19 protein-coding genes are annotated in these 21,674 nt (G+C 68.0%); 12 read left to right on the forward strand and 7 right to left on the reverse strand.

Annotated features, from left to right (window positions below):
- Nucleotide 1: 1 nt before the first annotated feature.
- Nucleotides 2–1,252, reverse strand: coding sequence for an efflux RND transporter periplasmic adaptor subunit (locus HGR_RS07345; RefSeq protein WP_006297544.1), 1,251 nt, complete (start codon nucleotides 1,250–1,252; stop codon nucleotides 2–4).
- A 22-nt stretch (nucleotides 1,253–1,274) separates the two neighbouring features.
- Nucleotides 1,275–1,985: a TetR/AcrR family transcriptional regulator gene (locus tag HGR_RS07350; RefSeq protein ID WP_039852829.1), complete on the reverse strand. Its 711-nt coding sequence runs from the start codon at nucleotides 1,983–1,985 to the stop codon at nucleotides 1,275–1,277.
- Nucleotides 1,986–2,307: 322 nt separating this feature from the next.
- On the opposite strand from HGR_RS07350, the gene msrA reads away from it, so the two are divergent.
- The 11 genes from msrA (at nucleotide 2,308) to HGR_RS07405 (ending at nucleotide 17,628) form a co-directional block, all read left to right on the forward strand.
- Nucleotides 2,308–2,883: a peptide-methionine (S)-S-oxide reductase MsrA gene (gene msrA / locus HGR_RS07355; RefSeq protein ID WP_006297546.1), complete on the forward strand. Its 576-nt coding sequence runs from the start codon at nucleotides 2,308–2,310 to the stop codon at nucleotides 2,881–2,883.
- Nucleotides 2,884–2,922: 39 nt separating this feature from the next.
- Nucleotides 2,923–3,309, forward strand: coding sequence for a hypothetical protein (locus tag HGR_RS07360; RefSeq protein WP_039852781.1), 387 nt, complete (start codon nucleotides 2,923–2,925; stop codon nucleotides 3,307–3,309).
- Nucleotides 3,310–3,448: 139 nt separating this feature from the next.
- On the forward strand, nucleotides 3,449–4,060 hold the full coding sequence (locus tag HGR_RS07365) for a DUF3299 domain-containing protein (RefSeq protein ID WP_006297548.1): 612 nt from the start codon (nucleotides 3,449–3,451) through the stop codon (nucleotides 4,058–4,060).
- Nucleotides 4,061–4,110: 50 nt separating this feature from the next.
- Nucleotides 4,111–4,743, forward strand: a complete 633-nt coding sequence (locus HGR_RS07370) for a DUF3299 domain-containing protein (RefSeq protein ID WP_237701387.1) — start codon at nucleotides 4,111–4,113, stop codon at nucleotides 4,741–4,743.
- 94 nt (nucleotides 4,744–4,837) lie between these two features.
- Nucleotides 4,838–5,209 carry a hypothetical protein gene (locus HGR_RS16815; RefSeq protein WP_050797413.1) on the forward strand — a complete coding sequence of 124 codons (372 nt, stop codon included), beginning with the start codon at nucleotides 4,838–4,840 and terminating at the stop codon, nucleotides 5,207–5,209.
- 87 nt (nucleotides 5,210–5,296) lie between these two features.
- Nucleotides 5,297–7,336 carry a TonB-dependent receptor gene (locus HGR_RS07380; RefSeq protein WP_039852782.1) on the forward strand — a complete coding sequence of 680 codons (2,040 nt, stop codon included), beginning with the start codon at nucleotides 5,297–5,299 and terminating at the stop codon, nucleotides 7,334–7,336.
- A gap of 264 nt (nucleotides 7,337–7,600) precedes the next feature.
- The gene (locus HGR_RS07385; protein ID WP_006297552.1) at nucleotides 7,601–10,876 is read left to right on the forward strand and encodes a hypothetical protein; all 3,276 of its coding nucleotides are present in this window, start codon (nucleotides 7,601–7,603) and stop codon (nucleotides 10,874–10,876) included.
- A gap of 15 nt (nucleotides 10,877–10,891) precedes the next feature.
- Nucleotides 10,892–11,452, forward strand: coding sequence for a DUF1318 domain-containing protein (locus HGR_RS07390; protein ID WP_039852837.1), 561 nt, complete (start codon nucleotides 10,892–10,894; stop codon nucleotides 11,450–11,452).
- The gene (locus HGR_RS07395; protein ID WP_006297554.1) at nucleotides 11,446–15,243 is read left to right on the forward strand and encodes a TolB-like translocation protein; all 3,798 of its coding nucleotides are present in this window, start codon (nucleotides 11,446–11,448) and stop codon (nucleotides 15,241–15,243) included. The genes HGR_RS07390 and HGR_RS07395 overlap by 7 nt, the downstream gene beginning before the upstream one ends.
- Nucleotides 15,244–15,277: 34 nt before the next feature.
- Complete coding sequence (locus HGR_RS07400) at nucleotides 15,278–16,609, forward strand: TAXI family TRAP transporter solute-binding subunit (RefSeq protein ID WP_006297555.1); 1,332 nt, start codon at nucleotides 15,278–15,280, stop codon at nucleotides 16,607–16,609.
- A 29-nt stretch (nucleotides 16,610–16,638) separates the two neighbouring features.
- Nucleotides 16,639–17,628, forward strand: coding sequence for an AEC family transporter (locus HGR_RS07405; protein ID WP_006297556.1), 990 nt, complete (start codon nucleotides 16,639–16,641; stop codon nucleotides 17,626–17,628).
- Nucleotides 17,629–17,648: 20 nt separating this feature from the next.
- On the opposite strand, the gene HGR_RS07410 is transcribed toward HGR_RS07405, so the two are convergent.
- The 5 genes from HGR_RS07410 to HGR_RS07430 form a co-directional block, all read right to left on the reverse strand.
- Nucleotides 17,649–18,275 carry a glutathione S-transferase family protein gene (locus HGR_RS07410; RefSeq protein ID WP_006297557.1) on the reverse strand — a complete coding sequence of 209 codons (627 nt, stop codon included), beginning with the start codon at nucleotides 18,273–18,275 and terminating at the stop codon, nucleotides 17,649–17,651.
- Nucleotides 18,272–18,751, reverse strand: coding sequence for an SRPBCC family protein (locus tag HGR_RS07415; protein ID WP_006297559.1), 480 nt, complete (start codon nucleotides 18,749–18,751; stop codon nucleotides 18,272–18,274). Before HGR_RS07415 ends, HGR_RS07410 begins: the two co-directional genes overlap by 4 nt.
- Nucleotides 18,735–19,085, reverse strand: a complete 351-nt coding sequence (locus tag HGR_RS07420; protein WP_006297560.1) for an ArsR/SmtB family transcription factor — start codon at nucleotides 19,083–19,085, stop codon at nucleotides 18,735–18,737. Before HGR_RS07420 ends, HGR_RS07415 begins: the two co-directional genes overlap by 17 nt.
- A 367-nt stretch (nucleotides 19,086–19,452) precedes the next feature.
- On the reverse strand, nucleotides 19,453–20,121 hold the full coding sequence (gene pdxH / locus HGR_RS07425) for a pyridoxamine 5'-phosphate oxidase (protein WP_039852783.1): 669 nt from the start codon (nucleotides 20,119–20,121) through the stop codon (nucleotides 19,453–19,455).
- Nucleotides 20,118–21,026, reverse strand: a complete 909-nt coding sequence (locus HGR_RS07430; RefSeq protein WP_006297562.1) for a LysR substrate-binding domain-containing protein — start codon at nucleotides 21,024–21,026, stop codon at nucleotides 20,118–20,120. Before HGR_RS07430 ends, pdxH begins: the two co-directional genes overlap by 4 nt.
- 168 nt (nucleotides 21,027–21,194) lie before the next feature.
- Between HGR_RS07430 and HGR_RS07435 the strand changes: the two genes are divergently transcribed.
- Nucleotides 21,195–21,656: a (2Fe-2S)-binding protein gene (locus HGR_RS07435; RefSeq protein WP_006297563.1), complete on the forward strand. Its 462-nt coding sequence runs from the start codon at nucleotides 21,195–21,197 to the stop codon at nucleotides 21,654–21,656.
- The last annotated feature ends 18 nt before the right edge of the window (nucleotides 21,657–21,674 follow it).

Here is a 21,674-nt window from a genome sequence, read left to right on the forward strand (position 1 = left end):
TTCAGTGGCCTGGCGCGGCGGCGCCGGTCGTCGCATTGACGGGGGTGACGACCGCTTCGCGCACCGGTGTGCCTTCGCGCAGCGCGCCGACCACGCCCTGCAGCACCTTGCGCCCTTCCAGGGGGCTGCCGTCCACGGCCCGCACGGCAATCAGTTCACCTTCGTTGCCCTGGTCTGATCTGTTGGCATCGAGGCCGCGCAGGCCCAGCGTCACGCTGACGTGCCGCACTTGATCTTGGTCCAGTAGCTGCAGATAGGGTTGCGGTTTGTCATAGCGCACGGCGGATGCCGGTGCCGCCACCGCGCGCGCGGTTTCGGTGGCCAGCGCGCCCTGGGCGAACAGGCCCTGGCGCAGTCCCGCCTTGACGATGTCTTGGGAGTCCAATTTGAGATAGACCAGCACGCTGCGGCTGCCCGTCTGCGCGCTGGGGTTGATGCGCGCCACGTGCGCGGTCAGCGCCTCGGGCACGCCCTCCACCTGCAAGCGCGCCTGTTGGCCCACGCGCACGCTGACCGAATCCGCGGCGCTGATCGCGGCCTCGATTTCCATGTGCGACAGGTCGACGATCTCGACGATGCGCGCGTCGATGGCCACCCGTTCGCCAGGCTGCGTCAGCCGCTGGGCGATCTGTCCGCCCATGGGGGCACGCAGCACCGTGTCGTCCGCGCTTTTCTGGGCCACGTCGGCCGCGGCCAGCGCGGCCTGGTAGTTGGCGCGCGCGGCGTTGAGCTGGGCCAGGGAGGCGTCCAGCGCGGTCGATGAAATGAAGCCTTGCTGAACGAGCGCCTCGTTGTTCTGGTATTGGCGCAGATTGATGTCGAGCTGGGCCTTGGCCGCGTCGGCTTGCAGCCGCGCCTGACGCAGCCGCGCCGTGTACTCGGCGGGGTCGATGCGAGCGACGACTTGACCGGCCTGCACGGTATCCCCCTCACGCAGCGTGAGGTCCTGCAACTCCCCGGACACGCGGGCCTTGACCAGCGCGGAACGGACGGCCCGCAGCGTGCCCGACACGGGCAAGCTCCGTTGCAGGGTGCGTTGCCGCAGCGTCGTGTGGTCTTGCGCCTGGAGTTCGATCACCGGGCCCGCCTTGTCGGCGGCAGCCTGGGGCGGCACGGCCGGCGACGCAGGTGCGCGAGAGCGCAGCAGCATGAATGTGATCCCGCCGGCGACCAGCAGCACCAACGCACCGATCAGGAAGCGGGAGCGCCAAGCGCGCGAGGCTGCAGCAGGACGTCGTTGCAGTGGGATCATGGCGTTTGAGGAATGGGCCGGGTCAAGCGGTGCTGGCCGCTCTCATGGCGGGGGACGTCGTGGCCGTGGGCGCGCACAGCCCGTGCAGCAGGATGCGCGCCTGTTGTTCCAAGTAGCGCACGGGGTCGATGGCTTCGGTGGGTGCGGCGCAGGCGCCAAAGGAGTGCTTCCAAGACATCAGGAACAGCATGGGCGCCAGCACCGCGTAGACCGCATGCCGCATGTCAGCCGGGGCGATGAGCCGGAATTCCCCCCGGTCCACGCCGCGTTGCAAAATGCGTTGCACCAGCGAGCGGCCAGGCGCCATGACCTCGCTCTCATAGAAGGACGCGAGCTCGGGGAAGTTGGCGGCTTCGCTCATCATGAGTTTGGTGATGCCCGCCACGGGTGTGCTGCCGACCCGCTCCCACCATTCCCGCAAAGCATATTGAAGCAGCTCCGAGGTGTTGCCGGACCAGACATCGAACTCGGCATTCCATTCGGGAAAATGGCCGGCCAAGTTCTCGCGCACCACGGCCTTGAAGAGTTCTTCCTTGTTGGCGAAGTACAGGAACAGCGTGCCCTTGGACACGCCAGCGAGTTGGGCCACCTCTTCGACACGGGTCGCGGCATAGCCTTTTTCGACGAACAGCGTCAGCGCCGCGGCCAGCAACTCGCCGGGCCGGGCTTCCTTGCGCCGCGCGCGCTTGGCCGGTGTGCTCGTGTCCTCGCCGCCCTTGCGCCGTGAACTCAGCGCCGAGACAAGGGTGGCCGCCACAGGGCATGCTTTTCTGATCATCTTTTGATTTTAATGACTGGCCGGTCATTAGGCAAGTTCAAGGGCTGTTTCCACCCCCTCGACGGCGTGTGCGATTCGCCCCATCGGACAATGGCGCATTCGCTGGTGGATTCGCTGGCGCAAGCCAAGGCGCGAGTCAGGTTCATCGATAAGCCTTTTGGCGATTGGGCGAGCGTCCAGACTTCCATCATGGCAGACTCGCCCCGAACTGCCTTGCGGGCCCCCAGTCCCTCAAGTGCGTGCGCAAACCATGAAACCCTTGGCGGACCCTATACAGATGCAAGACACCCAGACTTCGGACACTCCGGTAACCGCGACCGAGACCCTGGTGCTCGGCGGTGGCTGCTTCTGGTGCACCGAGGCCATCTTCACCCGCGTGCGCGGCGTGATCGATGTCGAGAACGGCTACAGCAATGGCCATGTGAAGCAACCCAGTTACGAGGATGTGTGCACCGGCGATACCGGCCATGCCGAAGTGGTGCGCGTTGTCTACGACCCGGCCGAGATCAGCCTGCAGCAGTTGCTTGGGATTTTCTTTTCCATCCACGACCCAACCACGCTCAATCGGCAGGGCAATGACGTGGGGCCTCAATACCGCAGTGGCATCTACACGAGATCGGCCGAGCAGGCGCGCGTGGCTCGGGAAATGATCGCCGACCTCGAGCAGGGCCGCATCTTCAGCTCGCCCATCGTGACCGAGGTGCAGCCGCTGAGCAATTACTGGCCCGCCGAGGACTACCACCAGGATTACTTCGAGCACCACCCCGAACAAAGCTACTGCGCCTTTGTCGTCGGTCCCAAGGTGGAAAAGTTTCGCAAGCATTTCGTCGAATTGCTCAAGCCCGGGGCTTGACGCGCCGCCTAAAATGGCGGGGTGACGCTTGACCTTGCCGTGAACCCGCTCCAACGTCTGGGCCCTGCCTGGCGCAGGGTCTTGCTCGGGCTGGTCCTGCTGCTGCCGCTGGCGCAATGGGGCGCCGTGCTGCACGGGCTGGAACACGACGTCCAAGCGTCGGCGCATCTGACCGATTCAGCGGACCCGTTTGACCCGGCCAACCCGGCCAATGGTGCGGACTCCCATGGGCCGGACTCCTCCGCAGCGCATGCCTGCGGGACCTGCCTGGCCTATGCCTCCCTCGGCGTGTTGGGCTTGCATGGCCTGCTGGCCGCGCCCTTGATCAGCGGCCTCGCCTTTGGGCTCGCCGTGCTGGTTCCGTGCCTGATCCCACGTCTGGCCGTGGTTCGAGCACGCAACCGGGGCCCGCCCGCGTTGGGCTGAGTGCCGTTGCTCTGGGGCGAGCGAGTCCGTCTTGGCGGACGCAGTCCCCCATTCAGCCGATTCCTGCGACTCCGCCCCGCGCTGGGGGCCCGTCTCGCGCCGTGGGCTCACCGTGGCCACGCACCTTCCTCTTCAGGGCATGCTCATGAAATCCGGTGGTTTCAAATTTCTTCCCGCCTTCCTGGCGCTGGCCGTGTTGGTGCTGCTGCCCATCGCGACGCGCAAGCTGATGGGCGGGCGTGATTTCAGCGAAGACCGCCCGGCGGCCACCGCAGGACCTGCTGCAGACCCCGTGTTCCGCGAGCTTGCTTGGCGCGAGCTCGAGCCTGAGAACTGGAATCCTGAGTCGGTCCTCAAGCAGGTGCGGCAAGGCGCGCCCTCCTTGGACGACAACGATCCCCGCATGCGCGAGCGCATGCAGCTGATGACCATGCTCTGGGCCAACGCACCCACGAACGCGCGCATGGACGAGTCTTCGGTGCGGCTGTCGGGCTATGTCGTTCCCCTGGAAAAAAACGAGGAGGGCATCACGGAATTCCTGCTGGTGCCGTATTACGGCGCCTGCATCCACGTGCCGCCGCCGCCCGCCAACCAGATCGTCCGCGTCGTTGCCCGTCCCGCCGTGCGCGACCTGCGCACCATGGACCCCGTGCGGGTCAGCGGGGTGCTGCGCATCGAGCGCAACAACTCCGAGCTCGGTCACAGCGGCTATGCGATGGTGGCCGCACGCGTCGAGCCCTACACCCCCTGAGCGCCCGCTTGCGCAAGGACAAGGACAAGGACAAGGACAAGGACATGACCATGCCATTCCTTCTTGATGCCGTGCCACGGGGCTCCCTCGTGCGGTGCCTGCTGCGTCGTGCCAGGACGGCCCTGGTGCTGATGCCCTTCGTCCTTCCCTTGGTGTTGCCGGTCGTGCACGCTTACCAGGGCAATCCTCCGCCGGTCGTGCCGCCATTCCAGGGCGACTACAAGGTGACCCGCTGGGGCGAACTGGTGCCCAAGGATTGGGACCCTTACGCCTCCCTGGGCGCCTTGAATCCGCAAGGTTCAGCGGCCCTGCCGTTCAACGACGCCTCGCCCGAGGCCATGGAGTTGAATGCCAAGTTGCGCGAAGTCTGGGACCACGCCCCGACCAACCGAGCCCTCGATGGCGCGCTCACGCGTCTGCCCGGTTACGTCGTTCCCCTGGAGGAAAGCCGGCAGGGCTTGAAGGAGTTCCTGCTCGTGCCTTACTTCGGCGCCTGCATCCACACCCCGCCACCGCCCGCCAACCAAATCGTCCACGTGGTGCTGGACAAGCCCATGCAAGGCGTGCGTTCCATGGACGCGGTCTGGGTCGTGGGCACGCTCAAGACCGTGCGCCGCGGCAGTGACATGGGCGTGAGCGGCTACCAGCTGCGCGCCACGGCGCTCGCGCCCTACCAGCGCTGAACGCGGCATGCCCATGCGCCCCAGACTCCAGCACGACCTTGGCGTCACAGCGCGTGCGCGGCGCTGTGCGCGTCAATGTGCACGTGCGCGGGCGATGCCCGCCTGGGTTGCGATGCTGCTGGTACTGGCCCTGCTCTGGGCGCAGGTGCTGGGGCTGGCGCACGGGGTGCGCCATGTCCACGCGCCGCAGGCCCACGTGCAGCACAGCCCGAAGGCTGGCGACGCGCACATGGACCCTGCCCATGTCGAACCACAAAGTCTCTTGGAGCACTTGGCCGCGCCCGATGGCGAGGTCCAGGACTGCCGTCTGTATGACCAACTCGGTCATGGCGGCCCGGTCGCGGTGCCGCTCATCGCCGCGCTGACGCATGCCTCACCGCTGACACCCGCCTGGGTCGTGCTGCAGGCCTTGCAGCCCCGACCCTGCGTCGCTTTCGCGGCGCGCGCCCCGCCCACGTCTCGCTGATTCCCTCTTCTTCTTGGCCAGGCCATGCAGTCCCCGTCGGACCGCGTGGTGGCCTGTTTTTGACTTGAAAATGATCGAGACGCTTTCATGAACCGAATGTCATCTTCCCGGCCCGTGCGGCACGGGGTTTTCGCGCTGGCGCCCGTCGCCGCGCTGGTCCTGATCAGCTGCCAGGCTTGGGCGCAGGACGCCGCCACCTTGCCCTCCGTCGTGGTGACGGGCAACCCGCTGGGCACGGCCGAGCAAATCGCTCCTGCTGAACAGCTGTCGGGCACCGCATTGCTGGAGCGCGGGCAGTCCACCCTGGGCGAAACGCTCAAGGGCTTGCCCGGCGTCAGCAGCACCTGGTTCGGCCCCAATGCCAGCCGCCCGGTGATCCGCGGGCAAGACGGCGACCGCATCGCCATCCTCAACAACGGCGGCGCCAGCCTCGACCTCTCCGCGCTGAGTTATGACCATGCCGTCACCTTGGATCCGCTGTTGACCGAACGCGTCGAGGTCCTGCGCGGTCCGGGCGTGCTGCAGTACGGCGGCAGCGCCGTGGGGGGGGTGGTCAACGTGATCGACAACCGCATTCCCCGCACGGCCGAATTTGGCGAGGAGGGCGGCGTCGCGGGCCGACTCGGCGCCTACTACGCCACGGGCGGCGACGAACGCGGCGGGGTCCTCTCCTTGGACGGGGGCAACAACCGCTATGCCTTGCATGTGGACGCGATGGCGCGCAAGTCCGACGACGTGGACATTCCGGTGTCGCGTGAGTGCACGCCCGACGGCGTGACACGCAGCGCCAAGCGCATCTGCAACTCGGCCAGCGAGTCCAGCGGCGGCGCCGTGGGCGGCACCCTGTTCTTCGACCGCGGTTACCTCGGGGCCTCGGTCTCCACCTACGACAAGGACTATGGCGCCGTGGCCGAGGACGAGGTCACGATCCAGATGCGCTCCAACCGCGTGGCGCTCGAAGGTGAACTGCGCGACCTGGGGCCCGTGCTGCGCAGCGTGAAGGCCCAGTTCAGCCAGACCGATTACCAGCACACCGAGTACGAGGGCGATGAAGTCGGCACACGCTTCAAGACCGATGGCCAGGACCTGCGCCTGGAGGCGCGCCATGTGCCCGTCGATGCCTTCGGCGGCGCGCTGGACGGCGTCGTGGGCTTGCAGTTCGACCGCACCGACTTCTCGGCCGATGGGGATGAGGCCTATGCCCCCAGCAGCCGCACGCGCCAGAGCGCCATCTTTGCCTACGAGGAACTTGGCCTGGGCTGGGGCAAGCTCAGCGCGGGCGCGCGGGTGGAGTCGGTCAAGGTCGAGTCCCTCGGCGCGGACGGCAATCCGGCCTTCACCACGGGCTCGCGCAGCTTCACGCCCACCAGCTACGCCCTGGGCGCCTTGTGGAACGTGGCGACGGAGTGGAAGCTGACTTCCAACCTCTCGCTCAACGAGCGCGCGCCGCGGCACTACGAGCTGTACGCCAACGGCGAGCATGTTGCAACGAACGCGGAAGAAATTGGCGACCCGGACCTGGACCTGGAGCGTTCCGTCAACGTGGACGTGGGCACGCAATGGCAACGTGGCGCGCACAAGGCGCAGTTGCAGTTGTTCCAGCACCGCTTCAGCAACTACATCTCGCTGGAAAGCACCGATCCGGCCAGCGATCCGCCGCAGTACACCTACACCGGGCTGCGCGCGCGCTTCACCGGCCTGGAAGCGAGCGGCAATGTGCGCTTGCTGGATGAACGCAATAAGCTGGACCTGGGCCTGAGCGCCGACCGCGTGAAAGCCGAGAACACCAGCACGGGGGAACCCCTGCCGCGCATCGCGCCGATGCGCGTCGGCGCCACGCTGCGCTGGAGCCGTGCCGCCTGGAAAGCGGGCGTGGGCGTGGACCGTTACGCCGAGCAGGACCGCGTGCCCGACGGCCAGGAAACCACCGACGGCTACATGCTGTGGAACGCCTCGCTCAACTACAGCGACAAGCTCGGTGGCCTGCCCGCGCTGTGGTACGCGCGCGTGGACAACATCGGTGACGTGGAGGCGTACTCGGCCTCGTCCATCCTGACGCAGACCGCGCCGGGCAAGTCACCGTTGCCGGGACGCAGCCTCAAGGTGGGCATGCAGCTGAGCTTCTGAGCTGCGTTTCACTGCGCAGGGCAGGCCGCCGCCGTGACCGTGATGCCCACCCGGGGCGGCGGCGGCGGTCGGCCCTGCCCATGGCGTGGCCAGACCTGCGCCGCCGTCCCGCGGTCCGTTCTGCCCGCAGGGGCCTCGGGTACGATCACCGTCGTGAATCAACTGGCTCTGACTCCGCTCCCTGGGCAAGGCGGGTATCGCGCTTGCGTGCCACCCGCCACGGCGGCACTTCCCCTACGCATGCAGAGGCAAACGGAGGCTTGAATGTCCATGCCCCGATGGACCCGGGTCGTCGCTGGCGTGCTGCTGGCCTTGGTGGTGGCGGCGGTCGCGGTGTTGGCCATGGCGGCGCTGCTGTTGCGGCAGCTGGACCATCCCTGGATCAAGCCGCGCATCGTCGCGGCGGTCGAAGCGGCCTCGGGCCTGCGCGTCGACTACCAGCGGGCCAGCGCATCACTCACCTCCGGCCTGCGGCTCGAACAACTGGTCGTGTACACGCCCGCGCCCTTCAATGGCGTCGCGCCCGAACTGCTGCGCGTGGGCCGCTTGGAAGCGGATTGGTCGCTGCGTTCGCTCGCGCTCGGCCCTGCACGGGTGGCGCGCGTGGCCGTGCACGATCTGTCCCTGACCTGGGTCGCCGATGAGGCGGGTGCCAACTCGCTGTCGGCGCTCACTTCCGAGCCGTCCGAGCCGCATGCGAATAACGACGACGCCTCGAGTGGGGCGTCGCGGCAACTCGCCAACATCTTCTCCGCGCTGGCGCCAGTCGCCCAGCTGGAGGTGACCGGGGTGGTGCTCGAGCACGTGCGCGTGCGCGGTGGCGCTGTCGTGGATCGCTGGTCTTTGCGTGGACTGGCCCTGGTGGCAAGGGCCCTGCAACAGAAGAACCCGGAAGGAGCGGCAGAAGTACCGGCGAGCGGCTGGGCGCTGCAGGCGGAGATGGGGCGGCCCGATGCGCCGCTGGCCCTGACCCTGTCGCGCACCGTGCCCTCGCAGGGCGCGAGCCCCAAGCATGAGAACACCGCCCTTGCAGGGCAGGGGCCAGCGGTGGCCGAGTTGATGCTGTCGTGGGGCATCCAAGCCGATGCCGCGGGGGCCCAAACGCAGATCGGTGTGGCGGTGACACGCCAGAACTTCGATGCGCGCATCCCCGCCGCCGTGCCCTTGCTAAGCGGCGCGGCGTCTGCGAAGGTCGATGCAAGTCGGCGCGGACTGGACATCGAGCTGCACCCCACCCGATTGGCCGACAGCGCCGAGGCGCAAGCCCAGCTGTTCCTGCCCGACGATGCCCAGGCCTCGCTGGTCCTGTCGCAGGCCCGGGTCGATGCCGATTTGGCCCGGCTGCTGCGGCTCATTCCCGCCGATCTGCGCCCCCTCACACTGGAGCGCGGCATGCTGCACCTGGAGTTGGCGGGACTGACGCTGGAGCCGGGCAACCCGCAGCCTTCGGTGCTGCGCTCTCCCGCGCGTTTGCGCTTGAACGTGCAAGCCGACGCCGCCCAGGCCCAGCTGGAGGCGGACAAGGCCGGCGACACGGTGAGTTGGAAGGCTGCTATTCATGCGCCCGATCTGGCCCTGGTCCGCCCCTTCGTGTCCCCAGCCGTCCTGGCCCGTCTGCCTTGGCAGCGCATGGGCGTGGACTTGTCCTCCCAAGGCCGGGCGGAGGCGCTCTTGTCATCCGCGCCGCGCATCACCCAGCGCACCGAGCTGCGCGTGCGTCAACCGGCGTGGGACCCCGTCGTGTCGGCCCGCGAGGTGGTCGCCGTGCTGGACTCGCGAGGCGACGCCTGGCGGCATCAGGGCGAATTGCACCTCGAGGCCGAGGGCTTGCGTGTCCATGAGCAAGACGCGGGCGCGCAGCGCTACACGCTGGCGTTCGACGTGAATCGCCCCTCGTCCGCGCCCAAGGACCAGACATTCGAAGCGCGGGTGCGGCTGTCCAGCCAGGCCGGGGTGAGGCTCGCGCTCGAGGCCGCGCTGGCCTTCGATCCGCGGGCCCGTGCCCTGCGCGGCAGCGTGAAAGCGAATCTGCCCGCCCAGCCTGTGCCTGCGGCCTTGCAGGCCTGGCTGCCCGCGCAACTCGATGCCGAGCGCTTGGCGCTGGACGTGGACGCGCAGGGGGTGCTGACGGGCGTGATCACCGGCGTCGGGGACGACGGCCTGCCCCAGTTCGCCCCCGACCCCCTGGCCAGCGCGGCACTGAACGGACAGGCCATGATCGAGGCGCGCGGCATCGACTGGCAGCAAGACGGTCTGATGGTGCAGGTGCCTGCGCTGCGCTGGCACCTGGTGTCGCATGCCGCCCCCGCGGCCCTGGCGCCAGCCCAGGCGCGTCGCACGCTGACCGGGACCTTGACCATGGAACGTGCGCGCGTCACCTTGGCCGAGCGCGGCCTGATCTTGACTGGTCTCTCGGCCAGCACGGGGGCCAGCTTTGGCGCGCAGCTGGGCGATGAACCCGAGTTCTCGCTGCAGCTCAAGATCGACGCCCTGGAGCAGCAACCCGCCTTGCCTTATGCCGTGCGCGGCCTGGTCTGGCAGCTGCGCGCCCGTCGCGACGCCGAGGGCGCATTCCTCCTGCCCGAGTTCAAGCTCACGCATGCGGCCACCCGCACCAGCCTCGCGGCCCAAGGGCGGCTCGACCTCGCGCCCGGGCGGCGGCGCTTCGCGCTGCAGGGCGCCGTGTCGCAAGACGTGGCGGGCTTGAACCTGCCCGGCGTGATGGAGGGGCGTGGACGCGCCAGCGTGGATTTCGAACTGGCCTCACCCGACCTCGCCACCTTCCGCACCCAAGCCAGCTTGCGGCTGGACGGCGTGAACCTGAGCCTGCCCGCGCAGGGCATCGTGGTCGAGGGGCTCGACGGCGACATCCCCGTGTACGAAGACCTCCACGTGGCGCAAGGCCGCGTGCGGCTGCTGGACACGCTCGCGTTCAACCCCTACGCCATGCTGCGCTTCACCGACCAATCACCGCTGCTGTCGCGCGGTGGCTATGTGTCGGCCGTGAGCATCACGACGCCATTAGTCCGCATCGCGCCGCTCGCGGGCAACTTGACGGTGCGGCAGAACGTGTTCGCCATGTCCCAGCTCGAAATGGGGGTGCGCGGAGGCCGCGTCACTGGCCAGAGCCGCTTGGACTGGCGCGGGCGGGATTCCTTGCTCGAGCTGCGCGTGCGCGCCACTGGGCTGCGCTCGTCGCGTGGTGAACCGTTCGACGGCCATGCCGCCGTGGTGATCGCCGCCCGGGACCGCAGCGTGAACGGGCGCGCGGAGATCCTGCGCATTGGCAACCGCCATCTCTTGGACTTGCTGGACTTGGCCGATCCCCGCGCCACCGACCCTGCGATCAACCAAGTCCGCCTCGCCCTGGGCCTGGGCTACCCCGATCACGTCCGGTTGCGATTCGACCAAGGCTTTGGCCGGCTGCTGGTCAAACTGGGTGGCGGGGCTGAACTGGTCCGCATCGACGAGGTCCGCGGCATTCCGCTGGGGCCGCTCGTGGACCGGGCCCTGCACGCCATGCAAATTTCGACAGACTGAGCCATGACGCATTCGATGAAGTATTCCACCCTGAACCCGCTGGTCTGTGCCCTGGCCTTGACGCTCGGCGGCTGCATCAGCGCCCCCGACGTGGTGCTGGTGGACCGCGCGACGGCGCTGGAAGAGCAGGCCGCCGGTTCGTTCGAGGAGTTGGAGCTGCGCTTGGCGCGCGCGGGCATGAATCCCACGCCTGTTCCCCTCACGCCCAACCAGCTCGAAGATCTGGGCATGCAGGCGCCGCCGCTGGTGGACCGGCTGAACAAGACACCCGCTGACCGGGTGGACGAGCTGCTGCGCCGCCACTGCATTGGCGAAGGCAACGATGGCTTGCTGGCCGACACACGCCGCGATTGCAAGGCCGGGCGCATGACGGCGGAGGACACCGCGCTGGTGCAGCGCGTCAACAGCGCGCGCCAGCAGTTGTGGGCGTGGATGCGCGAGCAAAAATCACGCACCGTGCCACAGGTCAGCGCGGACGACCTCCGCATGCGCTGGCAGCGCGTGCATGCCCAGGGCGTGGTGTGCGGCGCGCTGGTGCAGGCCGCGGACGGCAGCTGGGGCGAGAAGACATGCTGAGGCGGCTCGCGCGCCGCAGTGCATCGCTTGCGCTGTGCGTGTTCGCCGCCAGCGCCGGTCTGGCGCAGGCGCAGGATGCCGGGGGCCTGCGCGAGGGCGTGCTCGAGAGCGTGCTCGAGGGGGGCGACGGTGGCGATGGTGGCGACGGTTTGCGCGTTCCCGCGCGGCTGACCGTGGGCCTGGGCGACCAGTTCCTGGGGCAATTGGCGCCCCCCGACTCCCCCCTGAGCAGCACCTTGCTCTTCGTCTCGAATCGCAGCGTCGTGACCGAGCTGTACGCGCAGGACCTGGAGCAGGGGCGCGAGCGCCGATTGTTCGACGAAGGCGCCGACGTGACCTGGCCGCGCCTCAGCCCTGACGGACGGTGGCTGCTCTACATCTCCTTCCGCCGCGAGGCGGGCGGTCAGCTGTGCGTGCGTGAGATGCCCCGCGAGAATGGCCAGGACGACGAGGTGGGGAACCGCCGTTGCCTCGGCGCCGAGGTGCTGGCTTTGCAGGCCGAGTGGAAGGACAACACGCAGATCGTGCTGCTGCACCGCACGACCATCCAGGATGACCTGCAGTTGTCGCTGGTGACTGTGGTTCCTCCGAAGGAAGGCGGGGAGGGCGCCGCGTTCCAGCTTCACCCCCTGCCGAGTCGCAATCTCAGCAGCCCCGCTGTTTCGCCCGATGGGCGCTGGCTGGTGTATGTGCCGGTGCAGCGTTCAGCCAAGCCCGTGGGGCCGGGCTTCGCGGCGCGCGCCAGTGCCCGGCTGGAAGCGTTACGCCTGGACCAGCCCGGCGCCACCCCGGTGCCGCTGCCGCTGGACTTGCCCGGGCAAAGTGGCCAACCAGCGTTCTCGCGTGATGGACGCTGGCTGTATGTCACGCAGTTCTTCACCGACTCCAACGCCGACGGCGTGATCGATGCCGATGACCGCGGCGTGCTGTTTCGCCTGCCCTTTGACAGCGGCCGTGACGACGCCGTGGAACGGGCCGTCGCCGCCAGTCCCGACCAACTCAGCAGCCAGGCGTGGAACTGCCAGTACCCGGCCCCGGCGGCCACGGTGCTGGTGGCGACCTGTGAGCGTCATGGCGCGCTGGATGTCTACCAGTTGCCGCTCGACGGTCAGGTGCCCACGGCCTGGGACCTCCCGCGCCTGCGCGCTGAACTGCGCATGGTGGACCGCAAGGAAGACGAACTCCTGCTGTACCGCCAGCGCACCCAGCGCGAGACCCAGCCCGGCCCGCGACGCTTGTTGCTGATGCGCATGGCCCGCTTGCACCTGGGCTTGGAGGACTTTGACGCCGCGGCCCACTACGCGCGCCGCATGCGCGCGGTCGACGACCCCGCCACCGCGGGCCTGGAAGCGCCGCTCCTGGCCTTGATCGAACATCGGCAGGGGCTCAAGCTGGCCGAGCAGGGGCGCACGTTGGTCGCGGCGGCGCGCATGACGCAGGCCGAGCAGCGCGTCGCGCTCGACATCGCCGCCGCGCCCAGTCCGTCATCGGGCGCCTTGCGCCGCATCGTTCGCAGCGAGTTGGCGCAAGCCGCGGGCGACTACCCCCAGGCCCGCCAAGAGTTGGAGGCTGCCACCGCGATTCTGCGGGGCGCTGTCTCGGACACCATCCCGCGCGCGCTGCTGGAAATTTGGTACGAACGCGCCGACGCGCTCTACCGCTTGCTCGGCGAGCGCGATGCCTTGGTGGAGGCGGGCCGGTGGCTGTCGCACCATCCGGCGCTCAGCGACGAAGACCGCTTCGATTACGCCCGCGCCGGCGTTCGTGCCCTCTACCGCGGACGTCCCCAGGCTGAGGCCGACGCCGTGCTGGCCGGTGCATTGGCCCAGACGAATGTGAGTGCGAATGTGAGTGCAAAGGCGAGTGGACAGGCGAAGGCAGAGCGGCAGCCCCCGTCCTCTGCAGCGCAGGCGGCGCCGCAGCTGGATTCCACGTGGATCTTTGCCTTGGAACTCGGCCGCCACATCCTGGCGCTGCGCGAGGAGCGCGTGCCCCGCGCCCAGCGCGAAGCCTTGCTGGCCTTCTATCGCCAGCAGGACGGCCTGCCCAATGCCTCATGGGTTGCGCTGCGTCGGCGCGCCCTGGTGCAAGACGCGGTGGAACGCGCCGCGGAACTGGGCGCCGACAGCGTGATTGAGCTGCTGGCCCCGGTGTATCTGGACGACACGCCAGCCGGGACTCAGGAACACCGCCAAGCCGAGCGCCTCTACAGCCGCGCGCTCATGGGCCGCGCCTACCGGCGCCTTGCCAACCAGCGCCATGACGAAGCCCGCGCCGATTTCGACAGCGTGACGCGGCGCACCGGTTCCCTGGAAGCCGCGGTCGAATCCATCAGCCTGCGCTTAAGGGCCAACGTGGATTCCGAGGTGATCGAGCAGGAAGTCACGACCACCGCGCCCGGCATGGCCGAGCCCTTGCGGCGTTTCGTCAAGGCCTACGTGCTCACACGCCAGCTGGGCCGGATCAGGGACGGGCAAGAACACGAGAAAGCCGCGGCGGCGGCATGGGCCGAACTGCGCGCCGCCTGGCCCGTCTTGAAAGACCGCCCCGAGGCGCACGCGCTGCAGGGCGCCATCAAGCACGAAGATTTTTTGCGCAACCGCGAAGCGGCTTCGGCCGAGCGCGCCAACCGCAGTTACCGGGTGGCGCTCGACCTGGAGAGAGACAACCTGCGCCACCGGGCCATGCTGCTGGGTGCCTTGGGTTTGCTGCACACCCAGGCTGGCAACTACGCCATCGCCCTGGGGTATCTGGACCAGCGTGACCAGCTGCCCTACACCGACGACGCGGCGGGTTTGGCGGTGTCGCTGGCACGCGCCCGTGCGCTGCTGCACACCGGCCGCGACGCCGATGCAGCGCAGGCGGCGGACGAGGCCTTGGCGATGGTGGATGCCGCGTCCCGGACGTCCACATCGCCCGCATCGCCCGCATCACGTTTGGCCGAGCGCTACGGCGCGCTGGTGCAAGATCGCGCCGCGCTCTACAACCTGTCGGCGGGGCGCTTTGACCGTTCCCTGGCGCTGTACGACCGCCTCCTCGCGCCCTCGGACGCCCGCGCTGAAACCTCAGCGCCCTCGCTGCCCACCCGCAACGCGCTGGTGCAGCGCCTGGCCCGCAGCGCCGCGGCGCTGGGCGCGCAGCAGCCAGTGCGGGCGCTGGTGGACCTGACGCGGCTCGAGCGTGAACTGGCCCATCCCGCGACGCCGGCCGTGTTGCCTGCACCCGGTTCGCGCGCCACGCCGACGCAGGCCTTGCGCGCGCAGCGCATCGTGGCGTCAGGGCTGCAGGCCCAGGCGCATGCGCGCTTGGGCCACTTCGAGGAGGCGGCCCTGGCGCTGGAAGAACGGCGCGGCCTGTTCGTCGCGCAGTTCAGCGAAACGGACCGCGACGAAGACCTGCGTGCGCTCATGCTGACGGAACTGCAGCTGGCCGAGAACGCGGTGGACCGCAGCGATGCGCCGAAGGTTGCACGCTGGCTGGGGCAAGCCCTGCGCCGTGCCGATGCCTTGGCGCGCCGCGCCGGCGTTCCGCTGGACGTGGGGCAGCTCAACACGCTCTGGTTCGCGGCGCAATGGCAGGAGGGGCTGGCCGGGCAGGCAGGCCGCGCTGACTCCGTACCCGCAACCGCGCGGCCCTCCCTGCCCTTCGATCTGCCGGCGCGCCTTGAACAGGCGCGCCGGGGGCTTGCTGAACGAGCCGACCGGGACGCGGTCTGGCGTGTCTGGCAGGCCTGGTTCGAGGTCTATCTCGCGCTTGGCGACAACGATCTCCGAGTGACCGGCCCGCGCTGAATCGCTGGGGCCACGGCTATACTGATTCGATCCTATGAAATTGCTCAAGCGACTGCTGACCATGGGCGGTGCCGTTCCCTTGATCGGCATGACCCTCTTGGCCTTGTTGGTGCTGGTGGTCGCCGTGCTGGGCTTCGGTTTCAGCCCCGCGCCCGGCGATACCCTCACCATCGCCGCCGGGCCAGAAGGCAGCAACTTTGCGCGGACCGCGGCGCGCTACCAGAAGATCCTGGAGCAGCAGGGCGTCAAGCTCAACATCCTGACCACCGGCGGCTCTCGCGACAACCTGCGCCGGCTGATGGACCCCCAGCAGAAGGTCGACGTGGCCTTGGTGCTGGGCGGCCAAGCTGGCGAGGCGGAGGTGGAAAAGCTGGTGTCGCTGGGCAGCGTGTCGTACCAGCCGCTGATGCTCTTCTACCACGGGCAACCGAAGAAACTGCTGTCGGAATTCAAGGGCTTGCGCCTGGACATTGGCGAGGAGGGCAGTGGCTCTCGCACGCTGGCCTTGGCGCTCCTGGCCGCCAACGGCATCAAGCCTGGCACGGATGGAGCGCAAGGGGGTGACAATACGGTGCTGGTCAACACCCCCGACCAGGACATTGCCAAGGCGCTGGTGAGCGGGCAAGTGCATGCCTTCTTCGCCATGAACGAATCCACGCCCACCGCCCTGATCCGCGAGCTGCTGCGCAGCGGCAAGGTGCACCTGTTCGATTTCGCGCAGGCCGAGGCCTACACGCGGCGCTTCTCCTACCTGAACAAGCTGACCTTGCCGCGCGGCGCCATCAACCTGGGTGAGGACATCCCTGCCACCGACGTGCGGCTGATTGGCCCCACCGTGCAACTGGTGGCGCGGGAGGGCTTGCACCCGGCCTTGTCGGACCTGTTGCTGGAGGCAGCGCGTGCCGTGCATGCACGTCCCGGCATGTATGCCAAGCCCGGCGAGTTTCCATCGCCGATCGAGCGCGAGTTCCGCATCAGCGAGGACGCGCAGCGCTACTACAGCTCGGGCCGCAACGTCCTCTACCGAACTTTCCCCTTCTGGGTGGCGAGCCTGATCGCACGGGTGGCGGCCATCCTGGTGCCGGTCCTCATCGTGCTGATCCCGGGCATGCGCGTTCTGCCCGTGGTCTACCGATGGAGCATGACCCGCCGCATCTACCGCTATTACGGCGAATTGCAGAAGCTGGAGAAGGAATGGCCAGATGCGGACACGGCGCGGCGTGCGGAATTGCTGCAGCGTTTGGACCGCATTGACGCCGCGGTGTTCAACACCCGCGTGCCCTCGGCCTTCGGCGACCTGTTCTATGACCTGCGCGGGCACATCGCCCAGGTGCGTCTGCAGTTGCAGCAGAAACCCACGGCGTGACAAACGCCGGCGCGTTCTTTCATTTATCCATGAATTCCAACGTCATCGCCGCACTGCTTCCCGTCGTGCTCCTCGTGGTCCTGGGTTATGTCGCGGGCCGCTTGCGCTGGCTGCGTCCCGAATCCGCCAAGGACCTGTCCAACCTTGTTTTCCTCGTGCTCATGCCGGCGCTGATGTTCCGCACCATGAGCAAGGTGGACATCGCGCACCTCGACCCGCTGCCGCTGCTGGGCTACTTCAGCGCCGCCTTGCTGCTCTTCGCGTTGACGCTGGCCTACCACGGCATGCACCGGCTGTCGCTGGTCAAGGGGGCCGTGCTGGGCGTGGCCGCCACCTTCAGCAACCTCGTGATGATTGGCATCGCCTTCATGAGCCTGGTCTACGGCGAAGCGGGACTGGTGGTGCTGCTGTCCATCGTCTCCGTCAACGCCCTGGTGCTGCTGACCACGGGCTCCGTCGTGCTGGAGCTGGCCGTGGCGCACGAGGCGCTTCAAGCGCCGCACCCGTCTGGGGCCGCGCCAGCGAGGCCGTCGGGTGGTCGCGTGCTGGGCCGCACGGTGGCGCAGGCGGTGAAAAAATCACTGCTGCACCCCGTGCCCATTCCCATCGTTGCGGGCTTGCTGTTTGGCCAGACCGGCTGGGTCATTCCCGAGGTGATCGACAAGCCTCTGCAATGGCTGGGCAACGCGATGGGGCCGCTGGCCCTGCTGCTGGTGGGCGTCACGTTGGCGGGTGCCCGTGCGCGTGAACACCTGCGCGGCGCCTTGGCCCTGACCTTGGTGAAGAACCTCGTGCTGCCCGCGCTGGTGGCGTGTTTTGGCCTGCTCTACGGCGTCTCGGGCCTGCCCCTGGTGGTGATGGTGGTCGCCGCCTCCTTGCCCGCGGGCGCCAATTCCTTCCTGTTCGCCCAGCGCTACAAGGTGGCGGAGGATCTGGTCACGGCCGGCATCACCGCGTCCACCTTCGCCGGGCTGTTGACGGTGCCGCTGGTGATGGCGCTGGCGGCGCGCTTGGGCTGAATCCCGGAAGCCCTCCGCAATCAACTCCGCGCCGGCGTGGTCACCGGAAAAGGTTCCCGCCACGCCGCAAGCTCATTCAGCCGTTCGTGCCAGCGTCGGATCGCGGGGAATTCCTGCAGCGGAATCCGGGCGCGCTCGGCGTAGGGCAGCGTCACGGCCACGGCGAAGTCGGCCACGCTCAAGGTTTCACCGACCAGGAAGCTGCGCGTGCGCAGATGCGCGTCAAGCACCTGCGCGCTGGTCTCGAAGAACGCGGTGGCGCTGTGCACTGCTGCCGCGTCTGGCGCGCCCAGGCCCAGCGCCGGCTTGATCAGGTACTCGAAGTACAGCGTGCCACCATGGCGCGTGAAGTGCGCCATGTCCCAACTGAGCCAGCGCAGCACCTCGATCTGCCGCGCATCGTGCGGCCAGAGGCCGGCACCGGTCAGGTCGGATAGGTGGCACATGATGGCGTTGGATTCCCACAGCGTGCCGCTGGCGTGCTGCAACACCGGCACCTTGCCATTCGGATTCAGCGCCAGGAAGTCGGGCTGTTTGTGCTCGCCCCGGGCGAGGTCGACGTGCACGAATTCCACCGGCGCCTGCATGTGTCTGGCCGCCGCGCAGGCTTTGCGCGGGTTCAGCGTTTCGGCGTAAAAGAGCTTCATGCGTCTTGCTCAGTGGCCAGCAGTTCAACCAGTTGCTCGAAGCTGCTGGTCCAGCCCTCGTTGTGGCCATCGCGCGAGGCCACGGAAGTGAAGCCGGTCTGCAGGAAATTCATCCGCGTCCTGCGTGGTCCGAGTGCCTCGAAGGTCACGGTGACCAGTGTCATGGGGCCGGGCTGGCCCTGATCGTCGAGCCAGCCGTGCGTCATGACCAGGCGTTCGGGTTCCACGATTTCCCGGTACACGCCATGCACCCAGTGGTCTTGCCCTTCGGGCGAGCGGATGCAGGCGCGGTAGGCGCCGCCCACCCGCACGTCGGAGCTGGCTTCACCGCGGGTGAAGCCGCGCGGAGCAGCCCAGCGGGCCATCTGCTCGGGGTCGGTCCAGGCGCGGAACACCAGGGCACGCGGGGCGTCGAAGATGCGCGTGAGGATGAGTTCGCTGTCGGCAGAGGTGAGGGCCTCAGTCCTTGCGTTCATGGGATTGCTCCTGCTGTTGAAGTTCATCAAGGTGGGCGGCGAGCTGGTCGAAGCTCCGTTCCCAGTAGCTGCGGTAGTGGGTCACCCAGTCGGCCGCAGCCTTCAGCGGCACCGCTTCCAGGCGGCAGGGCCGTGCCTGCTTGGCGCGCGAGCGGGTGATGAGCCCGGCGCGCTCCAGCACCTTCAGGTGCTTGGAGATGGCGGGCTGGCTCATGGCAAAGGGCTCGGCCAGTTCCGTGACGTTGGCTTCTCCGGTGGCCAGGCGGGCCAGGATCGCGCGGCGCGTCGGGTCCGCCAGGGCGGCGAAGGTGGCACTCAAGGGGTCCATGTGCATTTAAATAACCAATTGGTTTTATAACTGATTGGATTTTTAATGGGTAATGGCGCCGTGTCAAGCGTGTTGCTTGAATGGCCACTGGCGAAAAGGGGGGGCGGCTGGTCGCTGCGGGCCCGCGCGGCAAGTGACGCCCTGGCGATCGCGGGCGGATGTGGGATGTGGTGCGGCAGCTCGGTGCTGACGTTTGAAGAAGCTGATCGCGCAAGGGCAGCGAGCGCGAATTTCAACAGCCGTTCAGGGCTGCGCCGAACCGGTTCGTTCGCGTTGTGCCTGTCGAAACGCGCCCTGGCCCATCCACGGTGGGCAGAGGCTCAGCAGTCCGAACGGGGGGCCTTTTTCAGCATGTCCCTGGCTGGATTCAACCTCAGGGGGCCAGTCGCTCGCGCACCCAGTTTGTGCCTTCCAGCCGGTAGCGCAGCCTATCGTGCAGCCGGCTCGGCCGGCCCTGCCAAAACTCCCAACGGTCCGGCACCAAACGGAACCCGCCCCAATGTGGCGGGCGGGGCGGGTTCAGCAAGTATTGCGCGCCGTAACGGGCCGCGTTGGCAACGAGCACGCCGCGCCCTGCGATGACCTGGCTTTGCGGGCTGGCCCAGGCGCCGATGCGTGAGTCCAGCGGGCGGCTCTGGTAGTAGGCGTCGCTTTCTTGCGCGCTGACCTTCTCCACGCGGCCTTCGATGCGCACCACGCGTTCCAGCTCGACCCAGTGGAATTGCAGCGCCGCATAGGGGTTGCCCGCGAGTTCGCGGCCCTTACGGCTGTCGTAGTTGCTGTACCAAACGACGCCGCGTTCGTCGTAGCCTTTGATCAGCACGACCCGGGACGAGGGCCGCAGGTCGCTGCCCACGGTGGCCAGCGTCATCGCGTTGGGTTCGGGCAGCTCGGCCTGCAAGGCCTCGTTCAGCCATTGTGCGAACTGCCGCAGCGGGTCCGCGTGCGAGGCATCTTCGCTGAGTTCGGCGCGTCCGTAGGTCTTGCGCAGCGCCGCCAGTTCGGTGGCGTTCAAGGGCGTCGCGGGTGGGGTAGGGCTCATGGCGCGATTGTAGGTAGCCGCTCTCGCAGGAAGTCCAGGAACACCCGCGTCTTGACCGGCAGGTGGGCCTGCTGCGGGTGGTAGGCGTACAAGCCCGGAAATCCGGCGCTGTACTCCGGCAGCACCTCGACCAGCGCGCCCGTGCGCAGGGGCTCGGCCAAGGTCAGGTCCCAGCCCATGGCGATGCCCAGGCCCGCCACCGCCGCGTTCAGGCTGGTCTGCCAATGGGTGATGACCAGGGGGCCGCGCACCGCGTATTCGACGATGACGCCATCCACCAGAAACTCCCATTTGTAGATCGCGCCGCTGCTGCGCATGCGGTAGTTGATGCAGCGGTGCGCCGCCAGCTCGTCAGGGTGCCGCGGCGTGCCGAACTCGCGCAGGTAAGCGGGCGAGGCCACGCAGCGCATGCGGAACTCGCGTGTCAGCGGCACGGCCACCATGTCGCGTTCCAGCGATTCACCGATGCGCATGCCCAGGTCCAGGCCATCGCGCACGATGTCCACGAACCCATCGTCGTACATCAGTTCCAGGCCGATGTGGGGGTGTCGCGCGAAGAACTCGGGCAGCAGCGGCTCGATCAGGAACTGGCCCGCCATGTAGCTCAGCGTCAGCCGCAGGGTGCCGCCCTCGACGCCCGCGCTCGATTGCAGGTCCTCGGTGGCGGCCTTGAGACTGGCCAGCGCGGGCGCGACGCGGGCCAGGTAGGCGTGGCCGGCTTCACTGAGGTTCACACTGCGGGTGGTGCGTTCGAACAAGCGGACACCCAACCGGGTTTCCAGCTTTTTGATGGTCTGGGACAGCGCGGCGGGTGTCACGCCCAGGGCGTGGGCCGCCTGCGTGAGGCTGCGGTGGGCCGCTACCTGCTCAAAAGCCGCCAGTGCGGCCAGAACGTCGGATTGCATGGGGGCGATTGTTAAGTGGAAGTTGATAACCTAGATAGACACTTGGTATTTCTCTTTATGTCGCACTGCGGCACACTGCCGCGGTTTGTTGCGTCCATGACCCGTTCCCCGCTCGGACGTGGCGCCTGATCCGCTTTCCCGCAGACCCCTTCAGCCCAAGGAGACTCCATGGCAGTTTCATTCACCCTCAACGGCAAACCTGCTTCGGTCAATGTTGACCCGGGCACGCCCATCCTCTGGACGCTGCGCGACACGCTGGGCATGACTGGCACCAAGTTCGGCTGCGGCATGGCCATGTGCGGTGCTTGCACCGTGCACCTCAATGGCGCGGCCATCCGTTCCTGCGTCACCCCGGTGGCCTCGGCCGAAGGCCAGCGCATCACCACCATCGAATCGCTGGCGACCGACAAAGTTGGGCGCGCGGTCGAGGACGCCTGGGTCAAGCACGACGTGGCCCAGTGCGGCTACTGCCAAAGCGGCCAGATCATGAGCGCCACCGCGCTGCTGGCCAGCAACAAGAAGCCGAGCGATGCCGACATCGACGCCGCCATGGCCGGCAATGTCTGCCGCTGCGGCACCTACGCGCGCATCCGCGCCGCCATCCATGACGCGGCCCGCGCCTTGGCCTGAGAACGAAGGGAGAACCTC

The sequence above is a fragment of the Hylemonella gracilis ATCC 19624 genome (genome assembly GCF_000211835.1).
In the GTDB taxonomy this organism is placed as follows: Bacteria; Pseudomonadota; Gammaproteobacteria; order Burkholderiales; family Burkholderiaceae_C; genus Hylemonella; species Hylemonella gracilis.